Annotated in this window: 23 protein-coding genes; 17 read left to right on the forward strand and 6 right to left on the reverse strand. The window is 68.9% G+C overall.

Annotated elements, in window-relative coordinates:
• The first annotated feature begins 172 nt into the window (after window positions 1-172).
• A complete protein-coding gene (locus ACX80K_RS02045) occupies window positions 173-1711 on the forward strand; it encodes an LCP family protein (RefSeq protein ID WP_459270202.1) in 1539 nt (512 codons plus the stop codon).
• 45 nt (window positions 1712-1756) lie between these two features.
• Here ACX80K_RS02045 and ACX80K_RS02050 read toward each other — a convergent pair whose 3' ends face one another.
• A complete protein-coding gene (locus ACX80K_RS02050; protein WP_459270203.1) occupies window positions 1757-3715 on the reverse strand; it encodes a M13 family metallopeptidase in 1959 nt (652 codons plus the stop codon).
• A gap of 224 nt (window positions 3716-3939) precedes the next feature.
• Between ACX80K_RS02050 and leuA the strand changes: the two genes are divergently transcribed.
• From leuA to ACX80K_RS02065, 3 genes are all read left to right on the forward strand, one after another.
• Entirely contained in the window at window positions 3940-5682 is a 1743-nt protein-coding gene (gene leuA, locus ACX80K_RS02055; protein WP_459270204.1) for a 2-isopropylmalate synthase, read from the forward strand.
• A 131-nt stretch (window positions 5683-5813) separates the two neighbouring features.
• Window positions 5814-6560 carry a DNA repair protein RecO gene (recO, locus tag ACX80K_RS02060; RefSeq protein WP_459270205.1) on the forward strand — a complete coding sequence of 249 codons (747 nt, stop codon included), beginning with the start codon at window positions 5814-5816 and terminating at the stop codon, window positions 6558-6560.
• Window positions 6557-7360, forward strand: a complete 804-nt coding sequence (locus ACX80K_RS02065; protein ID WP_459270206.1) for an isoprenyl transferase — start codon at window positions 6557-6559, stop codon at window positions 7358-7360. Before recO ends, ACX80K_RS02065 begins: the two co-directional genes overlap by 4 nt.
• Here ACX80K_RS02065 and ACX80K_RS02070 read toward each other — a convergent pair.
• A complete protein-coding gene (locus ACX80K_RS02070) occupies window positions 7357-8442 on the reverse strand; it encodes an alpha/beta fold hydrolase (RefSeq protein ID WP_459270207.1) in 1086 nt (361 codons plus the stop codon). The two genes, ACX80K_RS02065 and ACX80K_RS02070, sit on opposite strands and share 4 nt — an antisense overlap.
• A 68-nt stretch (window positions 8443-8510) precedes the next feature.
• Between ACX80K_RS02070 and ACX80K_RS02075 the strand changes: the two genes are divergently transcribed.
• On the forward strand, window positions 8511-9593 hold the full coding sequence (locus tag ACX80K_RS02075) for a quinone-dependent dihydroorotate dehydrogenase (RefSeq protein WP_459270208.1): 1083 nt from the start codon (window positions 8511-8513) through the stop codon (window positions 9591-9593).
• 101 nt (window positions 9594-9694) lie between these two features.
• On the opposite strand, the gene ACX80K_RS02080 is transcribed toward ACX80K_RS02075, so the two are convergent.
• Entirely contained in the window at window positions 9695-10285 is a 591-nt protein-coding gene (locus tag ACX80K_RS02080) for a DUF3043 domain-containing protein (protein ID WP_459270209.1), read from the reverse strand.
• 182 nt (window positions 10286-10467) lie between these two features.
• On the opposite strand from ACX80K_RS02080, the gene ACX80K_RS02085 reads away from it, so the two are divergent.
• The 6 genes from ACX80K_RS02085 to ACX80K_RS02110 all read left to right on the forward strand — a co-directional run bounded on the left by ACX80K_RS02085 (window position 10468) and on the right by ACX80K_RS02110 (window position 16513).
• On the forward strand, window positions 10468-11898 hold the full coding sequence (locus ACX80K_RS02085) for a M20/M25/M40 family metallo-hydrolase (RefSeq protein ID WP_459270210.1): 1431 nt from the start codon (window positions 10468-10470) through the stop codon (window positions 11896-11898).
• A gap of 146 nt (window positions 11899-12044) precedes the next feature.
• Complete coding sequence (locus ACX80K_RS02090) at window positions 12045-12425, forward strand: HesB/IscA family protein (RefSeq protein ID WP_459270211.1); 381 nt, start codon at window positions 12045-12047, stop codon at window positions 12423-12425.
• 170 nt (window positions 12426-12595) lie between these two features.
• Window positions 12596-13468, forward strand: coding sequence for an aa3-type cytochrome oxidase subunit II (gene ctaC / locus ACX80K_RS02095; RefSeq protein WP_459270212.1), 873 nt, complete (start codon window positions 12596-12598; stop codon window positions 13466-13468).
• Window positions 13468-15195 (forward strand): aa3-type cytochrome oxidase subunit I, encoded by a 1728-nt coding sequence (gene ctaD, locus ACX80K_RS02100; protein ID WP_459270213.1) that lies wholly within the window; start codon window positions 13468-13470, stop codon window positions 15193-15195. The genes ctaC and ctaD overlap by 1 nt, the downstream gene beginning before the upstream one ends.
• On the forward strand, window positions 15192-15593 hold the full coding sequence (locus ACX80K_RS02105) for a cytochrome c oxidase subunit 4 (RefSeq protein WP_459270214.1): 402 nt from the start codon (window positions 15192-15194) through the stop codon (window positions 15591-15593). The genes ctaD and ACX80K_RS02105 overlap by 4 nt, the downstream gene beginning before the upstream one ends.
• Window positions 15594-15721: 128 nt before the next feature.
• Window positions 15722-16513, forward strand: coding sequence for a GntR family transcriptional regulator (locus ACX80K_RS02110; protein WP_459270215.1), 792 nt, complete (start codon window positions 15722-15724; stop codon window positions 16511-16513).
• Window positions 16514-16554: 41 nt separating this feature from the next.
• Here ACX80K_RS02110 and ACX80K_RS02115 read toward each other — a convergent pair whose 3' ends face one another.
• Entirely contained in the window at window positions 16555-17583 is a 1029-nt protein-coding gene (locus ACX80K_RS02115; RefSeq protein ID WP_459270216.1) for a nitronate monooxygenase, read from the reverse strand.
• Window positions 17584-17809: 226 nt separating this feature from the next.
• Between ACX80K_RS02115 and ACX80K_RS02120 the strand changes: the two genes are divergently transcribed.
• Genes ACX80K_RS02120 through ACX80K_RS02130 form a run of 3 tightly spaced genes read left to right on the forward strand, consistent with a single transcriptional unit; the run spans window position 17810 to window position 21393 of the window.
• Window positions 17810-18640, forward strand: a complete 831-nt coding sequence (locus ACX80K_RS02120) for a class II glutamine amidotransferase (protein ID WP_459270217.1) — start codon at window positions 17810-17812, stop codon at window positions 18638-18640.
• Window positions 18641-18658: 18 nt separating this feature from the next.
• Entirely contained in the window at window positions 18659-20164 is a 1506-nt protein-coding gene (locus ACX80K_RS02125) for a DUF2252 domain-containing protein (RefSeq protein ID WP_459270218.1), read from the forward strand.
• Window positions 20164-21393, forward strand: coding sequence for a cation:proton antiporter (locus ACX80K_RS02130; protein WP_459270219.1), 1230 nt, complete (start codon window positions 20164-20166; stop codon window positions 21391-21393). Before ACX80K_RS02125 ends, ACX80K_RS02130 begins: the two co-directional genes overlap by 1 nt.
• On the opposite strand, the gene ACX80K_RS02135 is transcribed toward ACX80K_RS02130, so the two are convergent.
• Window positions 21351-21539 (reverse strand): hypothetical protein, encoded by a 189-nt coding sequence (locus ACX80K_RS02135; RefSeq protein WP_459270220.1) that lies wholly within the window; start codon window positions 21537-21539, stop codon window positions 21351-21353. The two genes, ACX80K_RS02130 and ACX80K_RS02135, sit on opposite strands and share 43 nt — an antisense overlap.
• A gap of 476 nt (window positions 21540-22015) precedes the next feature.
• Here ACX80K_RS02135 and ACX80K_RS02140 point away from each other — a divergent pair, with 476 nt between their 5' ends.
• The 3 genes from ACX80K_RS02140 (at window position 22016) to ACX80K_RS02150 (ending at window position 24410) form a co-directional block, all read left to right on the forward strand.
• Window positions 22016-22837: an alpha/beta fold hydrolase gene (locus ACX80K_RS02140; RefSeq protein WP_459270221.1), complete on the forward strand. Its 822-nt coding sequence runs from the start codon at window positions 22016-22018 to the stop codon at window positions 22835-22837.
• 114 nt (window positions 22838-22951) lie between these two features.
• Complete coding sequence (locus ACX80K_RS02145; protein ID WP_459270222.1) at window positions 22952-23785, forward strand: alpha/beta fold hydrolase; 834 nt, start codon at window positions 22952-22954, stop codon at window positions 23783-23785.
• Entirely contained in the window at window positions 23778-24410 is a 633-nt protein-coding gene (locus ACX80K_RS02150) for a TetR/AcrR family transcriptional regulator (RefSeq protein WP_459270223.1), read from the forward strand. Before ACX80K_RS02145 ends, ACX80K_RS02150 begins: the two co-directional genes overlap by 8 nt.
• 84 nt (window positions 24411-24494) lie before the next feature.
• On the opposite strand, the gene ACX80K_RS02155 is transcribed toward ACX80K_RS02150, so the two are convergent.
• The gene (locus ACX80K_RS02155) at window positions 24495-24989 is read right to left on the reverse strand and encodes a MarR family winged helix-turn-helix transcriptional regulator (protein WP_459270224.1); all 495 of its coding nucleotides are present in this window, start codon (window positions 24987-24989) and stop codon (window positions 24495-24497) included.
• Window positions 24990-25055 lie beyond the last annotated feature (66 nt).

A 25055-nucleotide genomic window follows, 5' to 3' on the forward strand; every position in this document is an offset into this window, starting at 1 on the left:
CGCTCGTTGTCCTGCCAGAACGGGCCGATAGGCTGCGATAGCCCGCGCATGGACTCTTCCGCCGCTGCCGGGTGACCGGCCTCCGTGCCGCCCCGTCGCGGCCCGCTGCGCGACGGCGCGTGCGGCCCACCGCCACTACCGACCACCATCCTCCATCCGAAGGAGCCCGGGCATGACCCGCCGACCGTCGACCGAGGGCGCAGACAGCGCCCGTGATGCCTCCGAGGCGACCCCCGCGGACGTGCCCGGCGCCACGGGCCCCGGACGGCACCTCGGCCGGCGCGGGGGGCACCGGGGCCTGAGGCTGACGGCCATCGTTCTGGCGTCGGTGCTCGTGGCCGTCGTCGCCTTCGTCGCGGTGCAGGTCTTCCGGCTGCAGTCGAACGTCCTCACGATGCCCCTCAACCTCGCCGAGGACCAGGATTCCGCCCTGCCCGTCGATTCGAGTACCGACCCGCTGCAGATCCTCATCCTGGGATCGGACACCCGCACCGGGAACAGCGGCGAGTTCTACGGCGACGAGAGCGACTCCTCGGGCGAGGGGAACTCCGACGTCATGATGCTGCTCACCCTCTCGGCCGACCGCGAGGACGTCACGGTCGTCTCCTTCCCCCGCGACCTGCTGGTGCCCCTGCCCAGCTGCGTCAACCCCGACACCGGCGAGGTCTCGGAGGCCTTCGACCTCGGCCAGCTGAACGCGGCGCTCGACGAGGGCGGTCCCGGCTGCACCGTCGCCGCCATCAACAACCTCACCGGCCTGTCCGTGGACCACTTCATGATGGCGGGCTTCGACGCGGTGAAGGAACTCTCCTCCGCCGTGGGCGGCGTCGAGGTCTGCGTCCAGCAGCCCGTCGACGACGAGTTCTCCGGACTGTCCCTGCCCGCCGGCACCAGCGAGGTCGAGGGCGACCAGGCGCTGGCCTTCCTGCGGACGCGCCACAGCTTCGGCGACGGGGGCGACACCGGTCGCATCGCGGCCCAGCAGTCGTTCATGGCCTCCCTGGCCCGCAAGGTGCAGGCCGAGGGCACGCTGACGAACCTGCCCAAGCTCTACGCGATCGCCGACGTCATCACGCGCAACCTGACGGTCGACGAGGGCCTGTCGCAGCCCACCGAACTGCTCAAGATCGCAGACCGCATGAAGGACGTCGATCTCGGCAACATCGCCTTCGTGACCGTGCCGACCGCGCCCTGGGACCAGGACCCGAACCGGCTGGTGCTGGACGAGGAGACGGCCGCACCGCTCTTCGACGCCCTGCGGGAGGACCGCGGCCTCACCGAGGAGGCCCCGGAGCCCTCGGCCACGCCCTCAGCGCCCGACGCCTCCCCGACGACCGAGGCGCCTGCCGTCGATCCGGCCACCGTGCCCGTCCTCGTCATCAACGCCACGACGGACACGGACCGGGCGGCCGCGGTGCAGCAGCTCCTCGACCAGGCCGGCTACACGCAGAACTCGCCGCTGGAATCCGTGCCGGCCGATGTGTCGCAGGTCGTGTTCGGCACCGGCTTCGATGCCGCCGCCGCCGACCTCGCCGAGCGCTTCGGCATCCCCGGGAGCCAGGTGGTGTTCAGCGAACAGGCCGCGGGCCTCCAGCTGCTCGTCGGCGCCGACCTCGCGACCGGCACCAGGGTCGTCGCCCCGCCGCTCGGCAGCGACCTGGAGGGCCAGACCGCCGACCAGGTCACCTGCCAGGCGTCGTCGGGCCTCTAGGCGGAGGAGAGCCGCGCGGCGGACCCGCCGGTCCGCCGCGGGCTCCTACCAGATCCGGACCCGCTCGGCCGGGTCGAGCCAGAGGCCGTCCTGCTCGCCCACGCCGAAGGCCTCGTGGAACTCGTCGAGGTTCCGCACCACCTGGTTGCAGCGGAACTCGTTCGGCGAGTGCGGGTCGACGGTCAGGCGCCGTTTCGCCTCCTCGGGCCGGATCTTCTGCTGCCAGCACGTCGCCCACGAGAGGAAGAACCGCTGGGTGCCCGTGAGGCCGTCGACGACGGGTGGCTCGGCGCCGCCCAGGCTCAGGAGGTAGGCACGGTAGCTGATGCCCAGGCCGCCGAGGTCGCCGATGTTCTCGCCGAGGGTCAGTTCGCCGTTGACGCCCTGGCCCGGCACCTCGGACGGTTCGAGCGCCGCGTACTGCGCCACGAGCCGTCCCGTGAGGGCGTCGAACGCCTCCCGGTCCTGCTCGCTCCACCAGTTGGAGAGCATGCCCGTCCCGTCGAACTGGGACCCCTTGTCGTCGAAGCCGTGGCCGATCTCGTGGCCGATCACCGCGCCGATGGCGCCGTAGTTGACGGCGTCGTCGGCCTCGATGTCGAAGAACGGGGTCTGCAGGATCGCCGCGGGGAAGACGATCTCGTTCATGGTGGGCATGTAGTAGGCGTTGACGGTCTGCGGCGTCATGAGCCACAGGCCGCGGTCGATCGGCCGGCCCAGCTTGTCGAGCTGCCGGCGGTGTTCGAACTCGGCGGCGCGCAGGGCGTTGCCGTAGAGGTCGGAGGGCCGGACGTCGAGCGGGCCGTAGTCGATCCACTGCTCCGGGTAGCCGATCTTGGTGGTGAAGCGTGCTAGTTTCTCGAGGGCCCTGACCCGCGTCCCGTCGGTCATCCAGGTCAGGGCCGTGATGCTCGACTCGTACGCCGCGATCAGGTTGCCCACCAGCTCGAGCATCGCTTCCTTGTGCGTCGCAGGGAAATGCCGCTCCACGTACCGCTGGCCGATCGCCTCGCCCATCGCACCCTCCACCAGGGCGACGCCGCGCTTCCACCGGTCCTTCAGCCGAGGTGTGCCGGCGAGGTGCGTGCCGTAGAAGGCGAAGGCGGCGTCGACGAACCGCTCGTCGAGGTAGTCGCAGGCATGCAGCAGCACGCGGCTCGCCAGCCACTCCCGCCAGGTGCCCAGATCCTCCTCGCGCAGCGCGGCATCGAGTCCGCGCACGTACCCGGGCTGGTTGACGACCAGCTCTCCTGCCTGGTCCGGGTCGTCGGTCACGATCCTCAGCCAGGGTACGAGATGGCCCGAGAGGCCGGCGACGTCGTCGTGCTGCACCAGGTTGTAGGTCTTCTGGGGGTCCCTCCGCTCCACACTGCCCATCGACGACGCCGCGAGGCGCGTCTCGAGCGCGAGCACCCGGGCAGCCGCTCCGACAGCATCGTCGTTGCCGACGAGCCCGAAGAGGGTTGCGAGAAGGTCACCGTACTTCCCGCGGGTCTCGGCGAAGCCGTCCTCCCGGTAGTACGACTCGTCGGGCAGCCCGAGCCCGGACTGGTAGAGGTGCAGCAGGTACCGTTCGGGATTGCCGGCATCGTTGCTGACGTAGGGAGCCGCGAGGCCCTGCACGCCGGAGCGGGTGAGGCCGGCACTGAGGTCCACCAGTTCGTCGACGCTCGTCACCGCGGCGATGCGCTCGAGCAGGGGCAGGATCGGGGCGGCGCCCTCCGCCTCGATGCGCCCGGTGTCCATGAAGTCCGCGTACAGGGCGCCGAGCTTCGCATCGATCCCGTCCGCCGCCGGATCCGCTGCCCGGCCGGCGGCGTCCTCGATGATGGCCCGGACGGCGAGCTCCGAGGCGTCACGCAGCGCGGTGAACGAGCCCGTCAGCGGACGGTCCTCGGGGATGACGGAGGACTTCAGCCACACGCCGTTCGCGTGTCGGAAGAGGTCGTCCTGGGGCCGGACCGTCCCGTCGAGCTGGTGCGGACCGAAGGTGCTGATCGTCATTGTCGCTTCCCGTTTCCTCGTGGTGCGGAACCTGTTCGTCCCGGGGCGGGGCGCCCGGAAGCCATCCTATGTGCCGTGCTATCGTGGCAAGGTGCGCGCACAGCTGACCCTTCTTCGGTGCCGCGGCGAGGCCATCTAGGACTGACGAGCTACTGGCCATCCCTCGCCGCGGTGGCACTGCCCGGCCGCCAGAACCTCCATTCCAGCAGAGAAGGCCGATTCCCATGCAGAACGCACAGAAGACCTCCGGTATGCCCTTCGGCAAGTACCGTCCGTTCCAGGACCAGATCACCGTGGAACTCCCCGACCGCACGTGGCCCGACCGCGTCATCACGAAGGCGCCCCGCTGGTGCGCCGTGGACCTGCGCGACGGGAACCAGGCGCTCATCGACCCGATGAACCCCGAGCGCAAGCACAAGATGTTCGACCTGCTGGTCCGGATGGGCTACAAGGAGATCGAGGTCGGCTTCCCCTCGGCGTCGCAGACGGACTTCGACTTCGTCCGCCAGCTCATCGAGGAGGACCGCATCCCCGACGACGTCACCATCCAGGTCCTGACGCAGTCCCGCGAGCACCTGATCGAGCGCACCTACGCGTCCCTCGAGGGCGCCGACCGCGCGATCGTGCACCTCTACAACTCGACGTCGGTGCTGCAGCGGCGCGTGGTGTTCAACCAGGACCAGGACGGCATCATCGACATCGCCCTCCAGGGAGCCCGGCTGTGCCGGAAGTTCGAGGAGAACATGGGCGACACGGCCATCACGTACGAGTACTCGCCGGAGTCCTTCACCGGGACCGAGCTGGACTTCGCCGCACGCATCAGCAACGAGGTGTCGGCGGTGTTCGAGGCGTCCGCGGACCGGCAGATGATCCTGAACCTGCCCGCCACCGTGGAGATGGCCACGCCGAACGTCTACGCCGATTCGATCGAGTGGATGACCCGGAACCTGGCCGACCGCGACAGCATCATCCTGTCGCTGCACCCGCACAACGACCGCGGGACGGGCGTCGCCGCCGCCGAGCTGGGCTACCTGGCCGGCGCGGACCGGATCGAGGGCTGCCTCTTCGGCAACGGCGAGCGGACCGGCAACGTGGACCTGGTGACGCTCGGCATGAACCTGTTCAGCCAGGGCATCGATCCGCAGATCGACTTCTCCGACATGGACGACATCCGCCGCACCGCCGAGTACTGCAACCAGCTCAGCGTCCCCGAACGGTCGCCCTACGGCGGCGACCTCGTCTTCACGGCGTTCTCCGGGTCCCACCAGGACGCGATCAAGAAGGGGTTCGAGAGCATGGAGCGCGACGCCGCCGCCGCCGGGGTCGGCGTCGACGACCTGCCCTGGGGCGTCCCGTACCTGCCGATCGACCCCAAGGACATCGGCCGGTCCTACGAGGCCGTCATCCGCGTCAACTCCCAGTCCGGCAAGGGCGGCGTCGCCTACCTGCTCAAGAACGAGCACAGCCTGGACCTGCCCCGGCGTGCGCAGATCGAGTTCTCCGGCGTCATCCAGCGCCGCACCGAGACCCAGGGCGGCGAGGTCAGCGGTGCCCAGCTGTGGTCGGTCTTCCAGGACGAGTACCTGCCGACCCGCACCGAGGGCGGCACGGAGGCCTGGGGCCACTACGAACTGACCTCCGTCAACACCGACACCGCCGAGGACGGATCGTTCAAGCTCGTCGCGACGCTCCTCGTGGACGGCGTCCAGCAGCGCAGGGCCGCGCAGGGCAGCGGTCCGATCGACGCGCTGCTGGCCATCCTGAGCCATGACGGCGTCGACGTGCGCGTCCTCGACTACACCGAGCATGCACTGTCCTCGGGTGGGAACGCGCGTGCCGCGGCCTACGTGGAGTGCGCCGTCGGCGAGCGGGTCCTGTGGGGGGTGGGCATCGATGCGAACACCACCATGGCGGCCCTGAAGGCCGTCGTCTCGGCCGTCAACCGGGCCATCCGCGACGCCGCCTGACCGTCGGCGTCCCGACCGTCACCTCAGCCCGCCACCCCAGCCCGCCACCCCAGCCCGCCACCCCAGCCCGCCACCCAGCCGCCGGCCCCGCCGCCTGCTCCGGCGGGGGTGGCAGGTGGGAGAATGGGACCGTGCCGTCCTCCTCAGCATCACGTACCTACCGCGCCGAAGGTGTCGTGCTCCGCACCTACAAGCTCGGTGAGGCGGACCGCATCATCGTGCTCCTGACCCGTGACCGGGGCCAGGTGCGCGCCGTGGCCAAGGGCGTGCGGCGGACCAGCAGCAAGTTCGGATCCCGGTTGGAGCCGTTCATGTCGGTGGAACTCCTCCTCGCGCACGGACGCAACCTGGACATCATCACGCAGGCCCAGACGAAGGGCGCGTACGGGCACGGCATCGCCTCGGACTACGGGCGCTACACGGCCGCGACGGCCATCGCCGAGACGGCGGAGCGCCTCACCGACATCGGCGAGGCGGGGAGTGCCCAGTACGCGCTCGTCGCCGGCGCCTTCTCCGCCCTCAGCCGCGACCTGCACCCGTCGGAGCTCATCCTCGACTCCTACCTGCTGCGCGCCCTCTCGACCGCGGGATGGGCCCCCAGCTTCACCGACTGCGCGCGGTGCGGCGTGCCCGGAGCCCACTCCGCCTTCTCCGCGCCGCTCGGCGGGGCCGTCTGCGCGGACTGCAGGCCTCCCGGGGCGGCCTCGCCGTCGTCCGCGACGATGGCCCTGCTCGGAGCACTCCTCACCGGCGACTGGACCACGGCGGACGCGTCCGACACCGGTGCGCGTCGCGAGGCCGCCGGCCTCGTCGCGGCGTACCTGCAATGGCACCTCGAACGCGGGGTCGCCTCCCTCAAACATGTGGAGCGTGCATGAAGAACCCAGCCCGACCCGTGGCGCCCTGGCCGCACCCGAGCGGGGAGCAGGTGCCGTCCATCCCGCGGCAGTTCGTCCCCGCGCACGTGGCGATCGTCATGGACGGCAACGGCCGCTGGGCCAACGAGCGGGGTCTGCCCCGGACGGAGGGGCACAAGGCCGGCGAGGCGGCGCTGCTCGACGTCATGGCGGGCGCGATCGAGATCGGCGTCCGCCATGTCTCGGTGTACGCCTTCAGCACCGAGAACTGGAAGCGCTCGCCCGAGGAGGTCCGCTTCCTCATGGGATTCAACAAGGACGTGCTGCGGCGCCAGCGCGACCAGCTCGACGAGTGGGGCGTCCGCATCCGCTGGTCCGGCCGCCGTCCGAAGCTGTGGCAGTCGGTCATCCGTGAGCTGGAGGACGCGGAGCGGCACACCGTGGACAACACCACGTGCACGCTCACCATGTGCGTCAACTACGGCGGCCGGGCCGAGATCGCGGACGCCGCCCGCGCGATCGCCGAGGACGTGGCCGCCGGGACGCTCAAGGCGTCGTCGGTCAGCGAGAAGACCATCCAGCGCTACCTCGACGAACCGGACCTGCCCGACGTCGACCTGTTCCTGCGCACGTCGGGCGAGCAGAGGCTCTCGAACTTCATGCTGTGGCAGTCCGCCTACGCGGAGATGGTGTTCATGAACACGCTGTGGCCGGACGTCGACCGCCGCACGCTGTGGCGGGCCATCGAGGAGTACGCGTCGCGCGACCGCCGGTACGGGGGAGCGGTGGACCGCGCCGCCGACGCGCGCCTGACCTCCTAGTCCCGCGCCGGTCGTTCGGCCGGGACCCGAGGCGTCGAGGCCCGGGCCGTCATGCCGCGGGGGACACTGTCGCTGTCGTCCGCCCGGACGGGCACATAGGCGTCGAGCCACCAGGCCGCGCTGTCGACGGCGAGCCTGCGCACCTCGCCGCGGGACAGGAAGACGTCGTGCAGGGCACCGTGGATCCTCCGGATGGTCACCCTCGGGCCGAGTTCCGCGGCGCGGCGCACCATGGGCGCGACATCCAGGACGCTGTCCGTCGCGAGCTTCGCGTTCTTCCAGGCGGTGCCGAGGGTCGACGCCGTCGAGCACAGGACGAGGACCGGCTCGCGGACCGAGATCCCCCTCGCGAGCGTGTCGTGGGCGGCGAGGACGCCCGCGAGCCACCCGACCGTGACGGGGAAGCCCGCCGCCGGACGCCAGACCGGGTCGATGACCCACTCCGCGTCGCGGGAGTCACTGATCCTGCCGACGGACGAGCCCGGTTCGGGCAGGCGCAGGCGCGCCTTCGGCCAGCGGCGGGACGCCGCGGTCAGGATCCTGCGGACCGCCCTCTTCAGGAGCGGCGTGCCCGGGGTGTCGAGCCACGGGCTGTTCAGGACGAGGGCGGCGATCCGCCCCGGGTTGCGCGCCATCCACAGCGTGGCGACGAGGCCGCCGGTCGAATGGGCGATCAGGACGAGGTCGACGGCGGTGGGAGCGCCGCGTCGGGCCGCGATCCGCTGCCCGAGCGCCAGTATCGCGGCCTCGAGGTCCGCGTCGTAGTGTTCGAGCGTGGACACGTAGCCGGGGGTCTGGCCGGGCAGCAGGCTCCGCCCGTACTTGTGCAGGTCGAGGGCGAAGAACTCCCAGCCGTGCAGGTGCAGGGTCCGCGCCAACTCCTCGTGGAAGAAGTAGTCGCTGAAGCCGTGGACGTACAGCACGGCGCGCGCGGGTCCCGCCTGCTCGGCGGGACCGCCGGCGCCGTCCGGCTCGTACGCGACGAGCGTCGCGACCCGCGGGCCCTCGTCGTCGGGTTCGAGAGGCAGCGTCAGCGCACGGAAGGAGGGTCCGAGGATGTCCTCGGTCCAGGACTCGTCCATGGTGGACATTATCGTCCTGCCGACGCCCCGAGTTGATGCTCCTGCATCCGTCGTGGAACTCTTGACCCATGCGTTTCTACCCGACCTTCTTCCGGATCGCCTTCTCCGGCATGGACGCCGAGAGGGCGCACAGGATCGGGTTCGCCCTCATCCGCGCCGTCGACCGCACGCCCGTGGGCTGGGGTCTGCGTCGCTTCTGCGCACCCGATCCGAGCCTCGCGACCACCGCCTTCGGTGTCGACTTCCCGTCGCCCTTCGGCCTGGCCGCCGGCTTCGACAAGGCCGGCAAGGGCGTGCTGTCACTCACCGCGCTCGGGTTCGGCCATGTCGAGATCGGGACGATCACCGGCCGGGCGCAGCCCGGCAACCCGGCGCCCCGCCTGTTCCGGCTCGTCGAGGACAGGGCCGTCATCAACCGCATGGGCTTCAACAACGACGGCGCCGCCGCCGTCGCGCCGCGCCTGACGTCGGCCCGGCAGCGGCTCGCGCGCCGCTACGGATCGCGGCAGCGGCCCGTCGTCGGGGTGAACATCGGCAAGACCAAGAAGGTGGACATCGCCGACGCCGTCGCCGACTACCTCGTGAGCGCCGGCCGGCTCGCCCCCGTGGCGGACTACCTCGTGGTCAACGTGTCCTCACCGAACACGCCCGGGCTCAGGCTGCTGCAGAGCGTCGACTCCCTCCGGCCGCTCCTGGAGGCGGTGCGCACCACCGCGGACGGCGCGGCCGGACGGCACGTCCCGCTCCTCGTCAAGATCGCCCCCGATCTCACGGACCAGGACCTGGACGACGTCGGCGCCCTCGCCCTCGACCTCGGGCTCGACGGCATCGTCGCCACGAACACCACCATCACCCGCGGGAACCTCGTCACCGACCCCGCCACCGTCATGGCCAAGGGCGTCGGCGGGCTCAGCGGGGCGCCCCTGAAGGCCCGGTCGCTCGAGGTCCTCGCGCGGCTCCGGTCCGCCGTCGGTGACCAGCTGGCCATCGTCTCGGTCGGCGGCGTCGAGACCCCCGACGACGTCCTCGAGCGGCTCGAGGCCGGCGCCACGCTCGTGCAGGGGTACACGGCCTTCCTCTATGAGGGCCCCTTCTGGGCACGCCGGATCAACCGGGGGCTGGCGGACCGCCGCCGTCGTGCCGTCGCCTGAGTCCGGCTCCGCCCGAGCGCTCCCGCCTGACCCCCTGACACGGGAAGAGCCGGGCCAGAAGGCCCGGCTCCTCCCGGTGGACACGGCGCACCGCGCCCGGATCAGGAGGGGTACTGCCCGCGCTTGACCTGCGGCTTCGGCAGGCGCAGTCGGCGCAGCTGCAGCGCACGGGTCACCCCGTACCAGAGGTCGCCCTGGTTGGGGCCGCCGAACTTCTCCGTCAGCTTCTTCTTCAGCTTCCGGCGCAGCAGCACGCAGTCGACGATCACGGCGACGATGAGCACCCAGAACGCCATCAGGACGGCGCTCTGCACGGCGAGGGACTGGAAGAAGCTCAGGACCACGAACACCAGCGCGGCGATCATGAGGAACTCACCGATGTTCACGCGGGCGTCGACGAACTGGCGGATGAAGCGCCGGTTCGCGCCCTTGTCCCGCAGCGGCAGGTAGCGCTCGTCGTCGGTGTCGAGGGCCTGGCGCATCCTCGCGCGGTCATCCCGCACCGACGACTTGTCCTTGTCCCGGGCGGCCTTCCGGTCGGCCGGCACGAGCGGCCGCTTGCGGGCCGCCTGCTGCACGCTGCGCCGGGGCGTCGGGGCGCCCTTGCCCTGCACGCGGCGGGTCTCGGGGGTAGATGAAGCGCTGTCAACGACTTCCTGGGCAGAGGGTGCTTCCTTATTTCGTCCGAACACCCCTACAGGATACCGGCTCGCCGACCACGCCTCGCCGGTCCGGTCCGGCTGATCCGGCCGATCCGGTCGTACCCCGCCGCGGACGCACCGCCCGACCCGTTCGTCGGCCGGCCCATCGGGCCGTCCACCGACCCGTGCTCCACACCGGTCGTCGCCGGAACCTGCCTGTGTAGGGTTCTGGCATGACCTCCACGAATACCTCCACCGAGCATCCGAACGAGCCCTCCCGCGTCGTCGAGCAGCTGCGGACGAGCGTCGATGCTGCGTTCCCCCGGATCGTCGAGCAGCTCTCCGACCTCGTCGCGATCCCCGGCATCGCCTGGGAAGCGTTCGACGCCGCCGAACTGGACCGCAGCGCCGAGGCCGTCGCCGCGCTCATCCGCGACGCCGGCATCGACGACGTCCGCATCCTCCGCGTCGACAACGGCGGCACCCCGGGCGGGCCGGCCGTCGTCGCCCGTCGCCCCGCCGTCGGCGACCGCCCGACCGTGCTCCTCTACGCCCACCACGACGTCCAGCCGCCCGGCGACCCCGCGCTCTGGGAGAGCGAGCCGTTCGTGGCCACCGAGCGCGACGGCAGGCTCTACGGCCGCGGCGCAGCCGACGACAAGGCCGGCATCATGGCCCACATCGGTGCCTTCCGGGCCCTGTCCGACGTGCTCGGGGACTCCTTCGGGGTGGGCGTGACGCTCTTCATCGAGGGCGAGGAGGAAGCCGGGTCGCCGACCTTCCGTTCGTTCCTCGAGACCTACCGGCAGGACCTCGAGGCCGATGTCATCGTCGTCGCCGACTCCAGCAACTGGAAGGTGGGCGTGCCGGCGCTCACCACGAGCCTGCGCGGCCTCGTGGACGGCACGATCGAGGTGCAGGTCCTCGACCACGCGGTGCACTCCGGCATGTTCGGCGGGCCCGTACTCGACGCCCCCACCCTGCTCGCCCGGCTCATCGCGACACTGCACGACGACGCCGGCGACGTCGCCATCGCGGGCCTGCAGGGCGGGGACCACGCGACCGTGGACTACGCGGAAGCCGACTACCGCTCGGACGCGTCGGTGCTCGAGGGCGTACAGCTCGCCGGGACGGGCTCCATCGCCTCCAGGCTGTGGCACAAGCCCGCGCTCTCCATCATCGGCATGGACGTCCCGAGCGTGGCCCTGTCCTCGAACACGCTCCTGCCGCGTGCCCGCGCCAAGTTCAGCCTCCGGCTGGCACCCGGCCAGGACCCGCGGTCCGCCATGGACGCCGTCCGCCGGCACGTCGAGAACCACGCGCCCTTCGGCGCCCGGGTCACCTTCACGCCGGGGGAGACGGGCAGCCCCTTCCGCACCGACACGAGCGAACCGGCGTCGCGTCTGGCGCTCGAGGCACTCGAGGAGGCGTGGGGGGTGCCCGCCGTCGAGGCGGGCATGGGGGGCTCCATCCCCTTCATCGCCGACCTCACCGAGCTGTTCCCCTCCGCGCAGATCCTGATCACCGGCGTCGAGGACCCGGACTCGAGGGCCCACAGCGCCAACGAATCCCTGCACCTCGACGAGTTCCGGAAGGCCGTCCTGGCCGAGGCGATCCTCCTCGCCCGCATCAACGACGGCGGGCTGCACGGCGGCCAGGGCTGACACGGGCCCGGCCGCGCGGAAATGTTTCGGGCCTCCCGGCCGTTAGAAGGGGAGTGGGCCCGGCGTAGGATTGGACAAAGCCGTGCGCGCCACACCGCGGACGGCACTGAGAGCGGATCCACAGGGTCCGAGCTAGGAGAGACACCATGAGCACACCGACCACCGAAGCAGAGGCCCTGCAGGAGTCCACGGACCTCCCTGTCCACGAGGTCGCCCTGTCCGACGTCGCAGCAGGCAAGGTGCGCAGCCTCCTCGAGCAGGAGGGCCGCACGGACCTCCGCCTGCGCGTCGCCGTGCAGCCCGGCGGCTGCTCGGGACTCATCTACCAGCTGTACTTCGACGAGCGGGTCCTCGACGGGGACGCCGTCCGCGACTTCGACGGCGTCGAGGTCATCGTGGACAAGATGAGCGTCCCGTACCTGTCCGGCGCATCCATCGACTTCGAGGACACCATCGCGAAGCAGGGATTCACCATCGACAACCCGAACGCAGGCGGTTCCTGCGCCTGTGGAGACTCCTTCCACTAGCACGTGGCGAAAGGCCCGGAGCACCCCGAAGGGGAGTGTTCCGGGCCTTTCGCATGTCACCGGATCGCGGGTCTTACAGGTAAGCTCTACAGTGAGTAGTAAAACTGGATGTGCACCCCGGGCAGCTTCATGAGCGGGTGGCAACGCACGTAGAAAAGGAAGGTCCGTCTGTGAGTTCGCAGGACCGAACCGGTAGCAAGCGCGTCAGGATCACGAAGATCTCCAGCATCACGCTGGCCGGCGCCCTCCTACTGACCGGCTGTTCGGCAGAAGCCCAAAAGGGCTGGCTTCCGGCAGACCGGGACAACACCAACCACACCGGGGCCATCACCGATCTGTGGGTCAACTCGTGGATCGCGGCCCTGGCCGTCGGCGTCATCACGTGGGGCCTGATCATCTGGTGCATGGTGGCCTACCGCCGCCGGAAGAACGACACGGGCTACCCCCGGCAGATGAGCTACAACCTGCCGCTGGAGATCTTCTACCTGACGATCCCCCTCTTCATGGTGCTCGTGTTCTTCTACTTCACCGAGCGGGACATCGCGAGCATCGACGCCCGCGTCGAGGACCCCGACGTGATCGTGGACGTCCGCGGCAAGCAGTGGTCCTGGGACTTCAACTACGTCAACGAGGACAAGTACTCCACCGGGGTGCAGGCGCACCTCACGGGCGAGGCGGGCCAGATCGAGGACCTGCCGACCCTGTACCTGCCTGTCAACCGCACGGTCGAGCTCCAGCTCAACGCCCGCGACGTGCAGCACTCCTTTTTCGTCCCCGGCTTCCTGATGAAGCGCGACCTCTACCCGGGGCGCACCAACTACATCAACCTGACGCCCACGAAGGAAGGCACCTTCGCCGGCAAGTGCGCGGAGCTGTGCGGCCAGTACCACTCGGAGATGCTCTTCACCGTGGAGGTGGTCTCGCAGGAGGAGTTCGACGCGCAGATGGACCAGCTCGAAGACGGTCAGCTCGGCGACGAGTACGACCGCGACTCCTACCCGGAGGATGATCCCGATACCGACCCAGCCAGGAGCAGCAGCTGATGTCCACCTTCGAATACACCCTTGAGGAAGCCGGCACCGTAGCCGCTCCCCGCGTGGTCCCGAGGTCCAAGGGACGCATCGTCGTCAACTGGATCACCTCGACCGACCACAAGACGATCGGGTTCATGTACCTGATCTCGTCGTTCGTCTTCTTCTGCTTCGCCGGTGTGATGGCCCTGATCATCCGTGCCGAGCTCTTCGAACCGGGCATGCAGATCCTGCAGACGAAGGAGCAGTACAACCAGCTGTTCACGATGCACGGCACCGTGATGCTGCTGATGTTCGCGACCCCGCTGTTCGCGGGCTTCACGAACTTCGTCATGCCCCTGCAGATCGGCGCGCCCGACGTCGCCTTCCCGCGACTGAACGCGCTGGCCTTCTGGTTCTTCCTGTTCGGCAGCACCATCGCCGTCTCCGGGTTCATCACCCCCCAGGGCGCCGCCTCGTTCGGCTGGTTCGCCTACGCCCCGCTCTCGAGCACGACGTTCTCCCCGGGCGTCGGCGGGGACCTGTGGGTCTTCGGCCTGGCGCTGTCGGGCTTCGGTACCATCCTCGGCGCCGTCAACTTCATCACCACGATCATCTGCATGCGCGCCCCGGGCATGACCATGTGGCGGATGCCCATCTTCACCTGGAACGCGCTCATCACCTCGATCCTCGTGCTGATGGCGTTCCCGCCGCTGGCCGCCGCGCTGTTCGCACTCGGAGCCGACCGCCGCTTCGGCGCGCACATCTTCGATCCCGAGGCCGGTGGGGCCATCCTGTGGCAGCACCTGTTCTGGTTCTTCGGCCACCCCGAGGTGTACATCATCGCGCTGCCGTTCTTCGGCATCGTCTCGGAGATCTTCCCGGTCTTCAGCCGCAAGCCGATCTTCGGCTACAAGGGCCTCGTCTATGCGACGATCGCCATCGCAGCGCTGTCGGTGACCGTCTGGGCGCATCACATGTACGTCACCGGCGCCGTGCTCCTGCCGTTCTTCGCCTTCATGACGATGCTCATCGCGGTGCCGACGGGCGTGAAGTTCTTCAACTGGATCGGCACGCTCTGGCGTGGGTCGCTGACGTTCGAGACACCCATGCTGTGGAGCCTCGGCTTCCTCGTGACGTTCCTCTTCGGTGGCCTCACGGGCATCATCCTCGCCTCGCCGCCCCTGGACTTCCACGTCTCGGACACGTACTTCGTCGTCGCCCACTTCCACTACGTGGTCTTCGGTACCGTCGTCTTCGCGATGTTCGCCGGCTTCTACTTCTGGTGGCCCAAGTTCACCGGCAAGATGCTCAACGAGCGCCTCGGAAAGATCCACTTCTGGATGCTGTTCCTCGGCTTCCACGCCACCTTCCTCATCCAGCACTGGCTCGGTGTCGAGGGGATGCCGCGCCGCTACGCGGACTACCTCCCCGAGGACGGCTACACGGCGATGAACCAGTTCTCCACCGTCGGCTCCTTCATCCTGGGGGCGTCGCTGATCCCGTTCTTCTGGAACGTCTACATCACGTGGCGCACCGGCAAGAAGGTCGAGGTCGACGATCCGTGGGGCTTCGGTGCCTCCCTCGAGTGGGCGACGTCCTGCCCGCCGCCGCGCCACAACTTCACGTCGCTGCCGCGCATCCGCTCCGAGCGTCCTGCCCTCGACCTGCACCACCCCGAGCTGCAGCAGACGCACACGCCCGATGAGAGTGCCGCCGGCTTCATGGGCTCGGCCGACCGAGAGGATGCCAAGGCATGAAGATCGAGAAAAACCTGTTCCTGTACGGGGTCCCGTTCTTCCTGCTCGTGGCGACGGTCTACGGGTTCCTGGTCGAGTGGTCGGAACCCGTGGGGTTCCTCGCGCTCTACCTCACCGCGGGCCTTGCCGGCATGATCGGCTTCTACCTCGCCTTCACCGGCAAGCGCGTGGGAGCCCGGCCCGAGGATCGCCTCGACGCCGAGATCCACGAGGGATCCGGCGAGCAGGGCCACTTCAGCCCGTGGAGCTGGTGGCCCCTCGTCCTCGGTCTCGCGGCCGCCACCGGATTCCTCGGTATCGCGATCGGGTTCTGGATCCTGTACATCGGACTCGGCCTCGCGGTGATCGCCCTCGTCGGCTGGGTCTTCGAGTACAGCCGCGGGTACCACGCCCACTAGCACCGTCCGATCGCGTTCGACGAGGGAGCCCGCTCTGTGCGGGCTCCCTTTCGCGTGCTGGGGGAGATACTCGGAAGAACAGTCAGGGCCGGTCGCCGCGCGACCGGCGGGAGGAAGGAGACGGGGACATGGCCGTGCTGCCCAGGACGTTCGACGCGGATCGGCTCGATGACGCCTCCGGCACGCCGAAGCACGTGCAGTTGCGGGAGAGCCTTCGACGCTACGTGCGTCAGTTCGGCGAACCGGGAGCCGGCATTCCGTCCGAGCGACAGTTGAGCGGGTACTACGGGGTGGCGCGGATGACCGTTCGGCAGGCCGTCGACGCGCTCGTCGCGGAGGAGGTGCTCGAACGCGTCGTGGGCCTGGGCACGTTCGTGGCGAGGGCCAAGGTGGACCTCCACATGAAGATGACCTCCTACACGGAGGAGATGATCCGGCGCGGGATGGTGCCGGACGCGCGGGTCCTCAGTTTCGAACAGCAGGGGGCGACACCCCTGGTGGCGCGGGAACTGCAGATCGAGATCGGCCAGCCGGTCGTGCGGTTCCGCCGCCAGCTCCTCGCCGACGGGGAGCCGATGAGCGTCGACGAGAACTTCCTCCCCGCGCATCGGGTGAAGGGCCTCCTCGACGGTCCTCCGCCCACCTCCCTGTACAACGTGCTCAGCGAGAGGTACGGGCTCGTCATGGAGTGGGGCGAGGACACGATCGAGGCGACGGCGGCGTCGCCCTCGATCGCGCGCCTGCTCAACGTGGAGATGAACGCTCCGCTGCTGAAGATCCAGCGCCACGCCTATGTCGCTCGCGCGATGATCGACTACTCCGTGTCCTACTACCGGGCGGACCGCTACAAGCTGTGGGTGCCGCTGCAGCGCCCGGGTGTGCGGACCCCTCGCGCGTACAGCTCCAAGCGTCTCGGCTGACTTCCGCGCCCCTGCGTCGGATGCCGGGGTCGGGGCCGGGGTCAGGGGGTGAGGTCGGCGATGATGTCGGCGGCGGGCCCGGTGCAGGTGTCGCGGTAGCCGGTGCCGGCCCAGAGGTGCAGGGCCTGCAGGTCGTTGTTCTTCGCGGCCGCCGCACGCAGGGGCGCGGTGATGTAGTGGATCTGCGGGTAGCCGTGCCCGGGGCGGTCGTGGTCGTCCATGAACCTGTTGCGCAGGCCCCGGGCGGGCCTGCCGGTGAAGGCCCGGGTCACTTTGGTCTCCGTGAACGACGGATCCTGCAGGGCGGCGCGGTGGGCGGGATTCGTTCCTGCCTCGTCGGCCAGCAGCAGGGCGGTCCCGATCTGGACCGCGGCGGCTCCGGCGTCGAGGATCGCCCGGACCTGCTCGCGGGTGCCGAGGCCGCCTCCCGCGATGAGGGGCAGGTCGACGATGTTCCGGATGGCCGTGATCAGCTCGGGCAGCGGTTCCGTGCCGGGCTCCGCGGCGGGGTCGAACGTGGCCCGGTGGCCGCCGGCGTCGGGGCCCTGCACGACGAGGATCCGCGCCCCGCGGTCAGCGGCAATCCGCGCTTCGCCCGTGGAGGTGACGGTGACGGCGGTGTGGATGCCGAGTGTGTTCAGTTCGTGCAGGACGCCGGCGTCGGGGCAGTCGAAGGTGAAGGACACCACCTCGGGTGTCAGGTCCCGGATGACGTCGAGCTTGCCTTGGAGGGCGTCGTCGTCCCACTTGTGGGTGCCGACCTCGATGCCGTACCGGTCGGCGTCGTACTTCAGTTCCTGCCGGTAGGCCTCGAGCTCGTCCTCGTCGATGTCGTTGGCGGACACGACGAAGAGATTCACCCCGATCGGGCCCTGGGTGAGGGCCCGGGTGGCGGTGATCTGGTCGGCGAGCTGATGAGGGGTCTTGTACCCGCCGGCGAGGAATCCCATCCCGCCCGCGTTCGTGACGGCAGCGACGAGCGTCGGAGTGGAGGGACCTCCGGCCATCGGCGCCCCCACGATCGGCCGGTCGAGCCCGAACGGCAGGGTCACAGGATCAGGAGTGGTCACGTACGAACACTATCCCCGACGAAGGCGACGGCAACCGCGGAACCGGCCGGTCGTGCGGAGTCCCGCCTTCGCACCGCCTCGAGAGCCCTGACGACGTGCTGGGCGCGGCGTCACGACAGAGGAGGGACCGTCCCCGGACATCTTCTCGGGTGGCACCCGATTCACCCTCGCAGGGTGATCCACCACGTTCACCGGCATGTTGCGATGTTGCCGGAAGGGACCACTCATGTGCCGTTGGATCGCCTATTCCGGTTCGCCCGTCAACCTCGAGGACCTCCTGTACAAACCGGAGCGTTCCCTGGTGATGCAGAGCAAGCACTCCCGGTTGGGTGTGGAGTCGATCAACGGGGACGGATTCGGGGTCGGCTGGTATTCGACGCTTTCCCGTCCGGGCCTCTTCCTCAGTACGGAACCCGCCTGGAACGACAGGAATCTTCGGGAACTGGCGGCCTTGGCATGGTCAGGGCGGGTTTTCGCCCATATCCGCGCGTCGACCGGGACCGCAGTGCAGCAGACGAACTGCCACCCTTTCCGCCATGACCGATGGCTGTGGATGCACAACGGGCTCATCAATGACTTCGCGAGGATCAAACGGGACATGACGCTCGCTGTGGATCCTGCCCTCTTTCCTCTGATCCAGGGCTCCACCGATTCGGAACTGTTCTTCTACCTGGCTCTTACTCTCGGACTCGAGAAGGATCCCCCCGGGGCGGTCGCGCGCGCCGTCGGGCTGATCGAGGACATCGGCCGGGGCCACGGCGTGGAATTCCCGATGCAGATGACGGTGGCGGTCACCGACGGAGAAACGACCTGGGCCTTCCGCTATTCCAGCGAAGGTCGGTCCCGTTCCCTTTTCCGAAGCACTGACATCTCCGCCCTCCAGGCTCTTCACCCAAGCCACGGACTGCTTCAGGGGCTCTCAGGCGACGCACGACTCGTGGTGTCCGAGCCACTCGGCGACCTCGAAGGCGCCTGGCAGGAAGTGCCGGAAGCCTCCTGCCTGGTGGTACAGGGCGCCCGAGCCGACGTCGCACCCTTCGCTCCCACTCCGGTGTAGCGGAGGAGATCCACGATCATGACTCAGGAAGAAGTGAATCACCGGACCGTCGAGGAACGTGCGGCAACGGGCAAGCGGCACAGGGAGAGCACACCTCTTTCCTGTCACACAGGTTGGGTACCCGCACCGGACCGTGCGGATCCTGTCGCGCTGCTCGAGGAGCAGAACCTCACCCGGGACCAGGACCTCGTACCGGTGCGGCACGGCCGGATGCTGGTCTCCCCTTTCACGTTCTACCGGGGTGCGGCCAGGATCATGTCCGCGGACCTGAAGGACACGCCGAGGGCGGGTCTGGTCACCCAGCTGTGCGGGGATGCCCACCTGTCGAACTTCGGCGTGTTCGCCTCGCCGGAGCGGAGGTTGCTGTTCGACCTCAACGACTTCGACGAAACGCTCCCGGGGCCGTTCGAGTACGACGTCAAGCGCATGGCGGCGAGTTTCACGATTGCAGCGAGGAACAACGCGTTCACGAGAAACGACGCGCGCGAGGTGACCCTCACGGCGGTGCGGGCCTACCGCGAAGCCATGCTCCGGTTCGCGCGGATGCGCACGCTGGACATCTGGTATGCCCGCTTGTCGGACGAGGAACTGAGAGAGGCCATCGACCTGAGCGTGGCGACACAGAAGGGCAAGGCTCTCACGAAGGCTCGGGGTATGGGAAAGGCAGCGCGGAAGAACATCGGCAGAGCCCGCACCCGGGACAGCCTGCAGGCACTCGCCAAGCTCGCCGAGCGCGTCGACGGGACCTATCGGATCGTCAGCCAGCCCCCGCTCATCGTCCCTGCCCGGGATCTGGGCCGATCGTTCGGCATGTCGGCTGATGAGGTGGAGCAGGTGATCCGGGAGCAACTCCGGTCGTACCGGGCCACGCTGCCTCAGGATCGGCGTCAATTGCTGGAGCGCTTCGAAGTCGTCGACGTCGCCCGCAAGGTCGTCGGTGTCGGCAGCGTCGGCACGCGGGCGTTCATCGTCCTGCTCCAGGGCCGGGATCAACAGGACCCACTGTTCCTGCAGGTCAAGGAGGCCACGAGATCAGTGCTCGAGGATCACTTGCAGGAGAGTCGGTTCCACCAGCCGGGCGAGCGGGTCGTGCAGGGGCAGCGCATGATGCAGGCCGCGAGCGATATCTTTCTCGGCTGGACCAAGGGCGTGCAGGAGAACAGGTACCTGTACTGGCGCCAATTGCGTGACATGAAGGGGTCGGCCGTCGTGGAAGGGATGGATCCACTCGGCATGACGTTCTATGCCAACGCCTGCGGATGGACTCTGGCACGGGCGCATGCCCGGTCCGGTGACCCCGTCGCGATCGCCGCCTACCTGGGCAAGCGCGGCACGTTCGATCACTCCATTGCCGATTTCTCCGAGCGCTACGCGGACCAGAACGAACGCGACTACCAGTCCTTCGCCGATGCGGTCCGTTCCGGACGCCTGGAAGCCGCCGGTGTCGCTGAGGAACGGCCCCCGACCTCCAAGCGGGGTCAGACCACAGCAGCAGTCCTCGACGATCGGGAAGGTCAAGACTGATGACGGAGTCGGCTTTCGCACTTCTGATGGTGGTCATCTTCGGCTGGGCGGTGACCTCGAATCGGCTGGGTCGATGGAACATCACCGGTCCCTTCGTGTTCATGCTCGCGGGCTTCCTGCTCGGGAACCAGTCCTGGGGCCCGGTCCCGATCGACGCGGAGGCGCCGTCAGTCCATCTACTGGCCGAGTTGACGCTCGCGATGCTGCTGTTCTCCGACGCGGTGAGGGTGAACGTCGGCGACCTGAGGCACGACCTCCGGGTGCCCGCGCGCCTGCTGGGAGTCGGCCTCCCGCTGACCCTGATGCTCGGCACGGTTGCCGCTGTGGTGCTCTTCGGCGACTTCACCTGGGCACTCGCGCTGTTCGTCGGTGCGGCCCTTGCCCCCACCGACGCGGCGCTCAGCGCTCAGGTCATCAACGATCAGCGGATTCCCACGCGCGTGCGCCGCGTCATCACCGTCGAGAGCGGGCTCAACGACGGCATCGTCACCCCGATCGTCGTCCTGTCGCTTGCCCTGGTGGCTGGGCAGCTCGGCACCCATGGTGGCGACGACGCCGGAATCCGGCCGCTCCTCGAACTGGCTATCGGGACAGTCGTCGGTACGGCTTTCGGATGGGGTGGGGCCAAACTCATCGCGTCCGCTTCGCACCGCACCTGGATGAGTCCCGGCGGTCGGCGGCTTGCCACATTGGCCGTCGCACTCGGCAGCTTCGCCGGGGCTGTGACCTTCGGCGGCAACGGGTTCATCGCCGCCTTCGTCGCGGGAATCGCCTTCAGCGCGGCCCTGGGGAATGGCACCGACCAGCAGCACGAACTGAGCGAACTCGCGGAACTGCTCGGGGAACTGCTTTCCTTCGGCGTATGGTTCCTCTTCGGCGCTGCGCTGGTACCGGTTGCTTTCGAGCTCTTCTCGGCGTGGACCCTGCTCTACGCGGTAGCGAGCCTGACCCTCTTCCGCATGGTTCCGGTCGCGCTGGCGCTGACGAGGACAGGGTTGGACAGGTCGACGGTCTTGTTCGTGGGATGGTTCGGGCCGCGCGGCCTGGCCTCGATCGTCTTCGCGCTGTTGGCGATCGAAGAGCTGGGAGACGTGGAGCCCGTCCGACTCGCGATCTCCGTCGTCAGTCTCACGGTACTGCTCAGCGTGATACTTCACGGGGTATCTGCCGCCCCGATCGGGCGTCGCTATGCGCTGCAGCACAGTGACGCCCTCACCGACCGCAGATAGGGACGACCCCGCTCCCGGATGGCCGGGGCTCGTGCCGCGACTCCGGTGCCATTCCGTCCGAGAGGCGCCAGAACGGTGGGCAACCAGGCGCGGATCCGGTCCAGAACCCCCACACCTTCAGCCTTGGACCCGATCCCGACATGCACGTGGAAACCGCAGGGAACTGATCCTTGGCCGTGAGGCCGGACTGATTCCTGATCCTGCCGTACCGCTCACCGGCGACGGGTGCGGAGCGATCCCGCGAGCACCGGAAGGACCCATGCGAGGTCCGTGCCGCTTCCCGGATCACATCACCCCCCGGGGATGACGTGGAACACCTCCCTGAGTACTACCGTCGACGCATGTCGACCAGCCGTCCCCGAGGGGAACGCGGTGTGCCCTGCACTGCGCCCCGCGCTCGCCCGTGGAGGACCTGCCACGCTCGGTCCACAGCGGTGATCCTGATCCATGCCGCCATCTCGGCCTCGGCGGTCGTGGTGCGGCGAGAGATCGGCCCGGCCTGCCCGTCGAGGACCACGCAACCGTCCCATGAACGATCGGAGTCGATGTGACGGCCGACGTGCCGGATGTTCCCGGGTTCCGTCGTCGGGGACGTCGGCTGCCCAGGCGCGCAGCTTCGTCGTTGGCGGAACGCTGGACGAGGATCGACGGGGTCGACGTCTTCTACCGGGTATCGCCCGGCAGCGGGTCCGGCGAGCCCGCCATGATGCACGTCCACGGCTTCGGCCTCTCGGGCCGATACCTGCTGCCGACGGCAGAGCGCCTCCGCGACGAGTACCACACCCTGGTTCCCGACCTGCCAGGATTCGGACGCAGCGGGAAGCCGAGCAGGTCCCTCGACGTACCCGGTCTCGCTGATGCGGCCGCCAGGTTCCTCGACGATCGTTCCATCGCGTCGGCTACTCTCGTCGGCAACTCGATGGGCTGCCCGATCATCTGCGAGTTCGCCCACCGGTATCCCGAACGGCTGAGCCGGGCGGTCCTCGTCTCGCCTGCCGGCGGCGTGCACAACCAGCCGTTGCCACGCGCTCTGCGGCAACTCGCCCGTGACGGCACACGCGAGCCCGTCGCCATGATGCGCGTGGCCGCTCCGGACTACCTCAGATTCGGTGTCCCCAGCACCGTCAGGATGTTTCGCGCCCTCACCCGGTACCCGTCACTCGACCGGCTGCTGGCCCTGAGGATCCCGACCCTGGTGGTCATCGGGGACCGCGATCCACTGATGCCGAGCCCTGCCCGGGTGCGCGAGGTCGCGAGCCGCACGGACAACCAGGTCCTCGTGGTGATCATCGAGGGGGCGGCGCACGCGATCAATTTCAGCAATCCCGGCGAACTCGCTCACATCATCCGCCAGTTCATGGCGGATCAACCGATCATCGACAACCCTGACGAGCCCGGGCACTCCCGCTCCTACGAGATTCACCGCGGAACTCTCCACCTCTGACACGATCGATGGACGCGATCGATGGACACGATCGATGCACACGACCGGAGGGAGAAGCGGACGAAGCGCCGAGAAGCTATTGACTATAGCTAAATGGCAATGAAGAATAGCTACATGACCTCCTCTCCTCCCGCCCCCGCCCCTTCGACGCAGTACATCGCCCGTCCCGAGGGACGCGTCGCGTACGACCTCCAGGGTGCCGGCCCGCTCCTCGTGCTCGTGCCCGGTATGGGCGAGCTGCGCTCCTCCTACCGCTTCCTGACGCCGGTGCTCGTCGCCGCCGGCTACTCGGTCGCCACCACAGACCTCCGCGGTCATGGTGACAGCGACACCACCTTCACCTCCTACGGCGATGTCGAGACGGCAGGCGACGTCCTGGCGCTGATCACGCAGCTCGGCGGATCGGCGGTCATCGTCGGCAACTCGTTGGCCGCCGGCTCCGCCGTGATCGTCGCGGCCGAGCACCCCGACCAGGTCGACGGCCTCGTGCTGATCGGCCCGTTCGTGCGCAACCCCCCGTCGACTGCCGTCACGCGGAGCCTGTTCCGCGCCATGATGGCTCCGCTGTGGGTCGCCACCGTGTGGAAGAGCTACATGCCCACCCTCTACTCCGGCCGCAAGCCGGACGATTTCCAGGAGTACCGCAAGGCGGTCGTCGCGAGCCTCAGGCGCAAGCCCTACGGCAGGGCGTTCTCGCTCACCACCCGGCAGACCGACCACGATCCCGCCGAGGCGAAGCTCAGCTCGGTGACCGCCCCAACGATGGTCATCATGGGCGAGAAGGACCCCGACTTCAAGGACCCCGCCGCCGAGGCCCGCTTCATCGGCGACGCCCTCCGGGGGGAGGTCGTCCTGGTCGCCGATGCCGGCCACTACCCCCAGGCCCAGCAGCCCGACGTGACCGGCAAGGCCGTCCTGCGCTTCCTCGAGACGGTGCAGCATGCCTAGGGCCGGTCTCTCCCGCGATCGCGTGGTGGAGGAGGCCGCGGTGATGGTCGACGAGGTCGGCCTCCACCGGTTGACGCTCGCCGCCCTGGCCGGACGGCTCGGCATCCGACAGCCCTCGCTCTACAAGCACATCGACTCGCTGGCGGGACTGCATCGGGATATCTCGGTTCGCGCGAAGCGGGAACTCGGCGGGGTACTGGCCCGCGCCGCCGTCGGCCGGTCCGGCGCCGACGCGATCCACTCCATGTCCCATGCCTACCGGGACTGGGCGCGTGAGCACCCCGCCCGCTACGAGTCCTCACAGCGGATGCCCTCGCCCGGTGATCTCGAGGACGAGGCCGTGTCGCTCGCCGGCATCCAGGTGATCGCCGACGTGCTCGTCGGCTATGACCTGACCGGGGACGACGCCGTCGACGCCATCCGTGCGCTCCGCTCCGCCCTGCACGGCTTCGTGACGTTCGAGACGACGGGATCGTTCGCCATGAGCGCGAACGTCGACCGTAGCTTCGACCGCCTCGTGCACGGTTTCACGGTCGCCCTGACGCAGTGGACCGACGCGACCGCCCCGGAGAGCATCCCGACACCCGGTCCACGACGAACGGACGAATCGCACGCGTCGTCGTGACCACGTCGCGGTCCGGGGATCGTCGTGCCCTGATCGAGGGCACACGGATGCACGGATTCGCCGGTGGTTCCGGATCGTCGCGGGTCAGGTCTTCCGTCGGCGGGCCGCCGAGCGCGGCGGGGCCGCCCGGAGGTGCGTGCTGACACTGCCGAGGATGCGGGCGAGATCGCCGGCGTCGTCGTCGCCCAGCGGCTCGAAGAGGAGGTCACGGACGGCCTCGATGTGACCGGGGAACACGGCGGCGAGTACGTCGCGGCCGGCGGCGGTGATGGCGACGACGGTGCTGCGTTCGTCATCGGGGGAGGGGGAGCGGGTGACCAGTCCGCGCTGGTCGAGCAGTTGTGCCTGATAGGTCAGGCCGCTGCGACTGTAGACCACTCCATCGGCGAGGTCGGTCATGCGCAGGTGGCCGTCGTCCGTGTCGCCCAGGCGTGCCAGCAGCTGGAACTGGACGTAGCTGAGCGCGCCGGCATCGCGGAGCTGCTTCTCGACCGCGGGGCGCAGGAGGCTGCTCACCTCGGTGAAAGCGAAATAGGCCTGGAGTTGCGTCGGCGTCAGAGGAGCAGGTGTCTCGGTCATCCTCCGATCATAGGGGTTGCTTCGAGTTCGAAGTGGTGTACGCTTCCCGTATCTGCTTCGAACTCG

It is taken from the genome of Arthrobacter sorbitolis (assembly GCF_054510995.1).

Coding starts and splice junctions, on each gene's coding strand:
- ACX80K_RS02125 (WP_459270218.1), top strand. CDS start 18,659: ATGACTCAGGAAGAAGTGAATCACCGGACCGTCGAGGAACGTGCGGCA.
- leuA (WP_459270204.1), top strand. CDS start 3,940: ATGCAGAACGCACAGAAGACCTCCGGTATGCCCTTCGGCAAGTACCGT.
- ACX80K_RS02050 (WP_459270203.1), bottom strand. CDS start 3,715: ATGACGATCAGCACCTTCGGTCCGCACCAGCTCGACGGGACGGTCCGG.
- ACX80K_RS02150 (WP_459270223.1), top strand. CDS start 23,778: ATGCCTAGGGCCGGTCTCTCCCGCGATCGCGTGGTGGAGGAGGCCGCG.
- ACX80K_RS02105 (WP_459270214.1), top strand. CDS start 15,192: ATGAAGATCGAGAAAAACCTGTTCCTGTACGGGGTCCCGTTCTTCCTG.
- ACX80K_RS02065 (WP_459270206.1), top strand. CDS start 6,557: ATGAAGAACCCAGCCCGACCCGTGGCGCCCTGGCCGCACCCGAGCGGG.
- ACX80K_RS02145 (WP_459270222.1), top strand. CDS start 22,952: ATGACCTCCTCTCCTCCCGCCCCCGCCCCTTCGACGCAGTACATCGCC.
- ACX80K_RS02070 (WP_459270207.1), bottom strand. CDS start 8,442: ATGGACGAGTCCTGGACCGAGGACATCCTCGGACCCTCCTTCCGTGCG.
- ACX80K_RS02090 (WP_459270211.1), top strand. CDS start 12,045: ATGAGCACACCGACCACCGAAGCAGAGGCCCTGCAGGAGTCCACGGAC.
- ACX80K_RS02110 (WP_459270215.1), top strand. CDS start 15,722: ATGGCCGTGCTGCCCAGGACGTTCGACGCGGATCGGCTCGATGACGCC.
- ACX80K_RS02075 (WP_459270208.1), top strand. CDS start 8,511: ATGCGTTTCTACCCGACCTTCTTCCGGATCGCCTTCTCCGGCATGGAC.
- ACX80K_RS02085 (WP_459270210.1), top strand. CDS start 10,468: ATGACCTCCACGAATACCTCCACCGAGCATCCGAACGAGCCCTCCCGC.
- ACX80K_RS02045 (WP_459270202.1), top strand. CDS start 173: ATGACCCGCCGACCGTCGACCGAGGGCGCAGACAGCGCCCGTGATGCC.
- ACX80K_RS02120 (WP_459270217.1), top strand. CDS start 17,810: ATGTGCCGTTGGATCGCCTATTCCGGTTCGCCCGTCAACCTCGAGGAC.
- ctaD (WP_459270213.1), top strand. CDS start 13,468: ATGTCCACCTTCGAATACACCCTTGAGGAAGCCGGCACCGTAGCCGCT.
- ACX80K_RS02155 (WP_459270224.1), bottom strand. CDS start 24,989: ATGACCGAGACACCTGCTCCTCTGACGCCGACGCAACTCCAGGCCTAT.
- ACX80K_RS02130 (WP_459270219.1), top strand. CDS start 20,164: ATGACGGAGTCGGCTTTCGCACTTCTGATGGTGGTCATCTTCGGCTGG.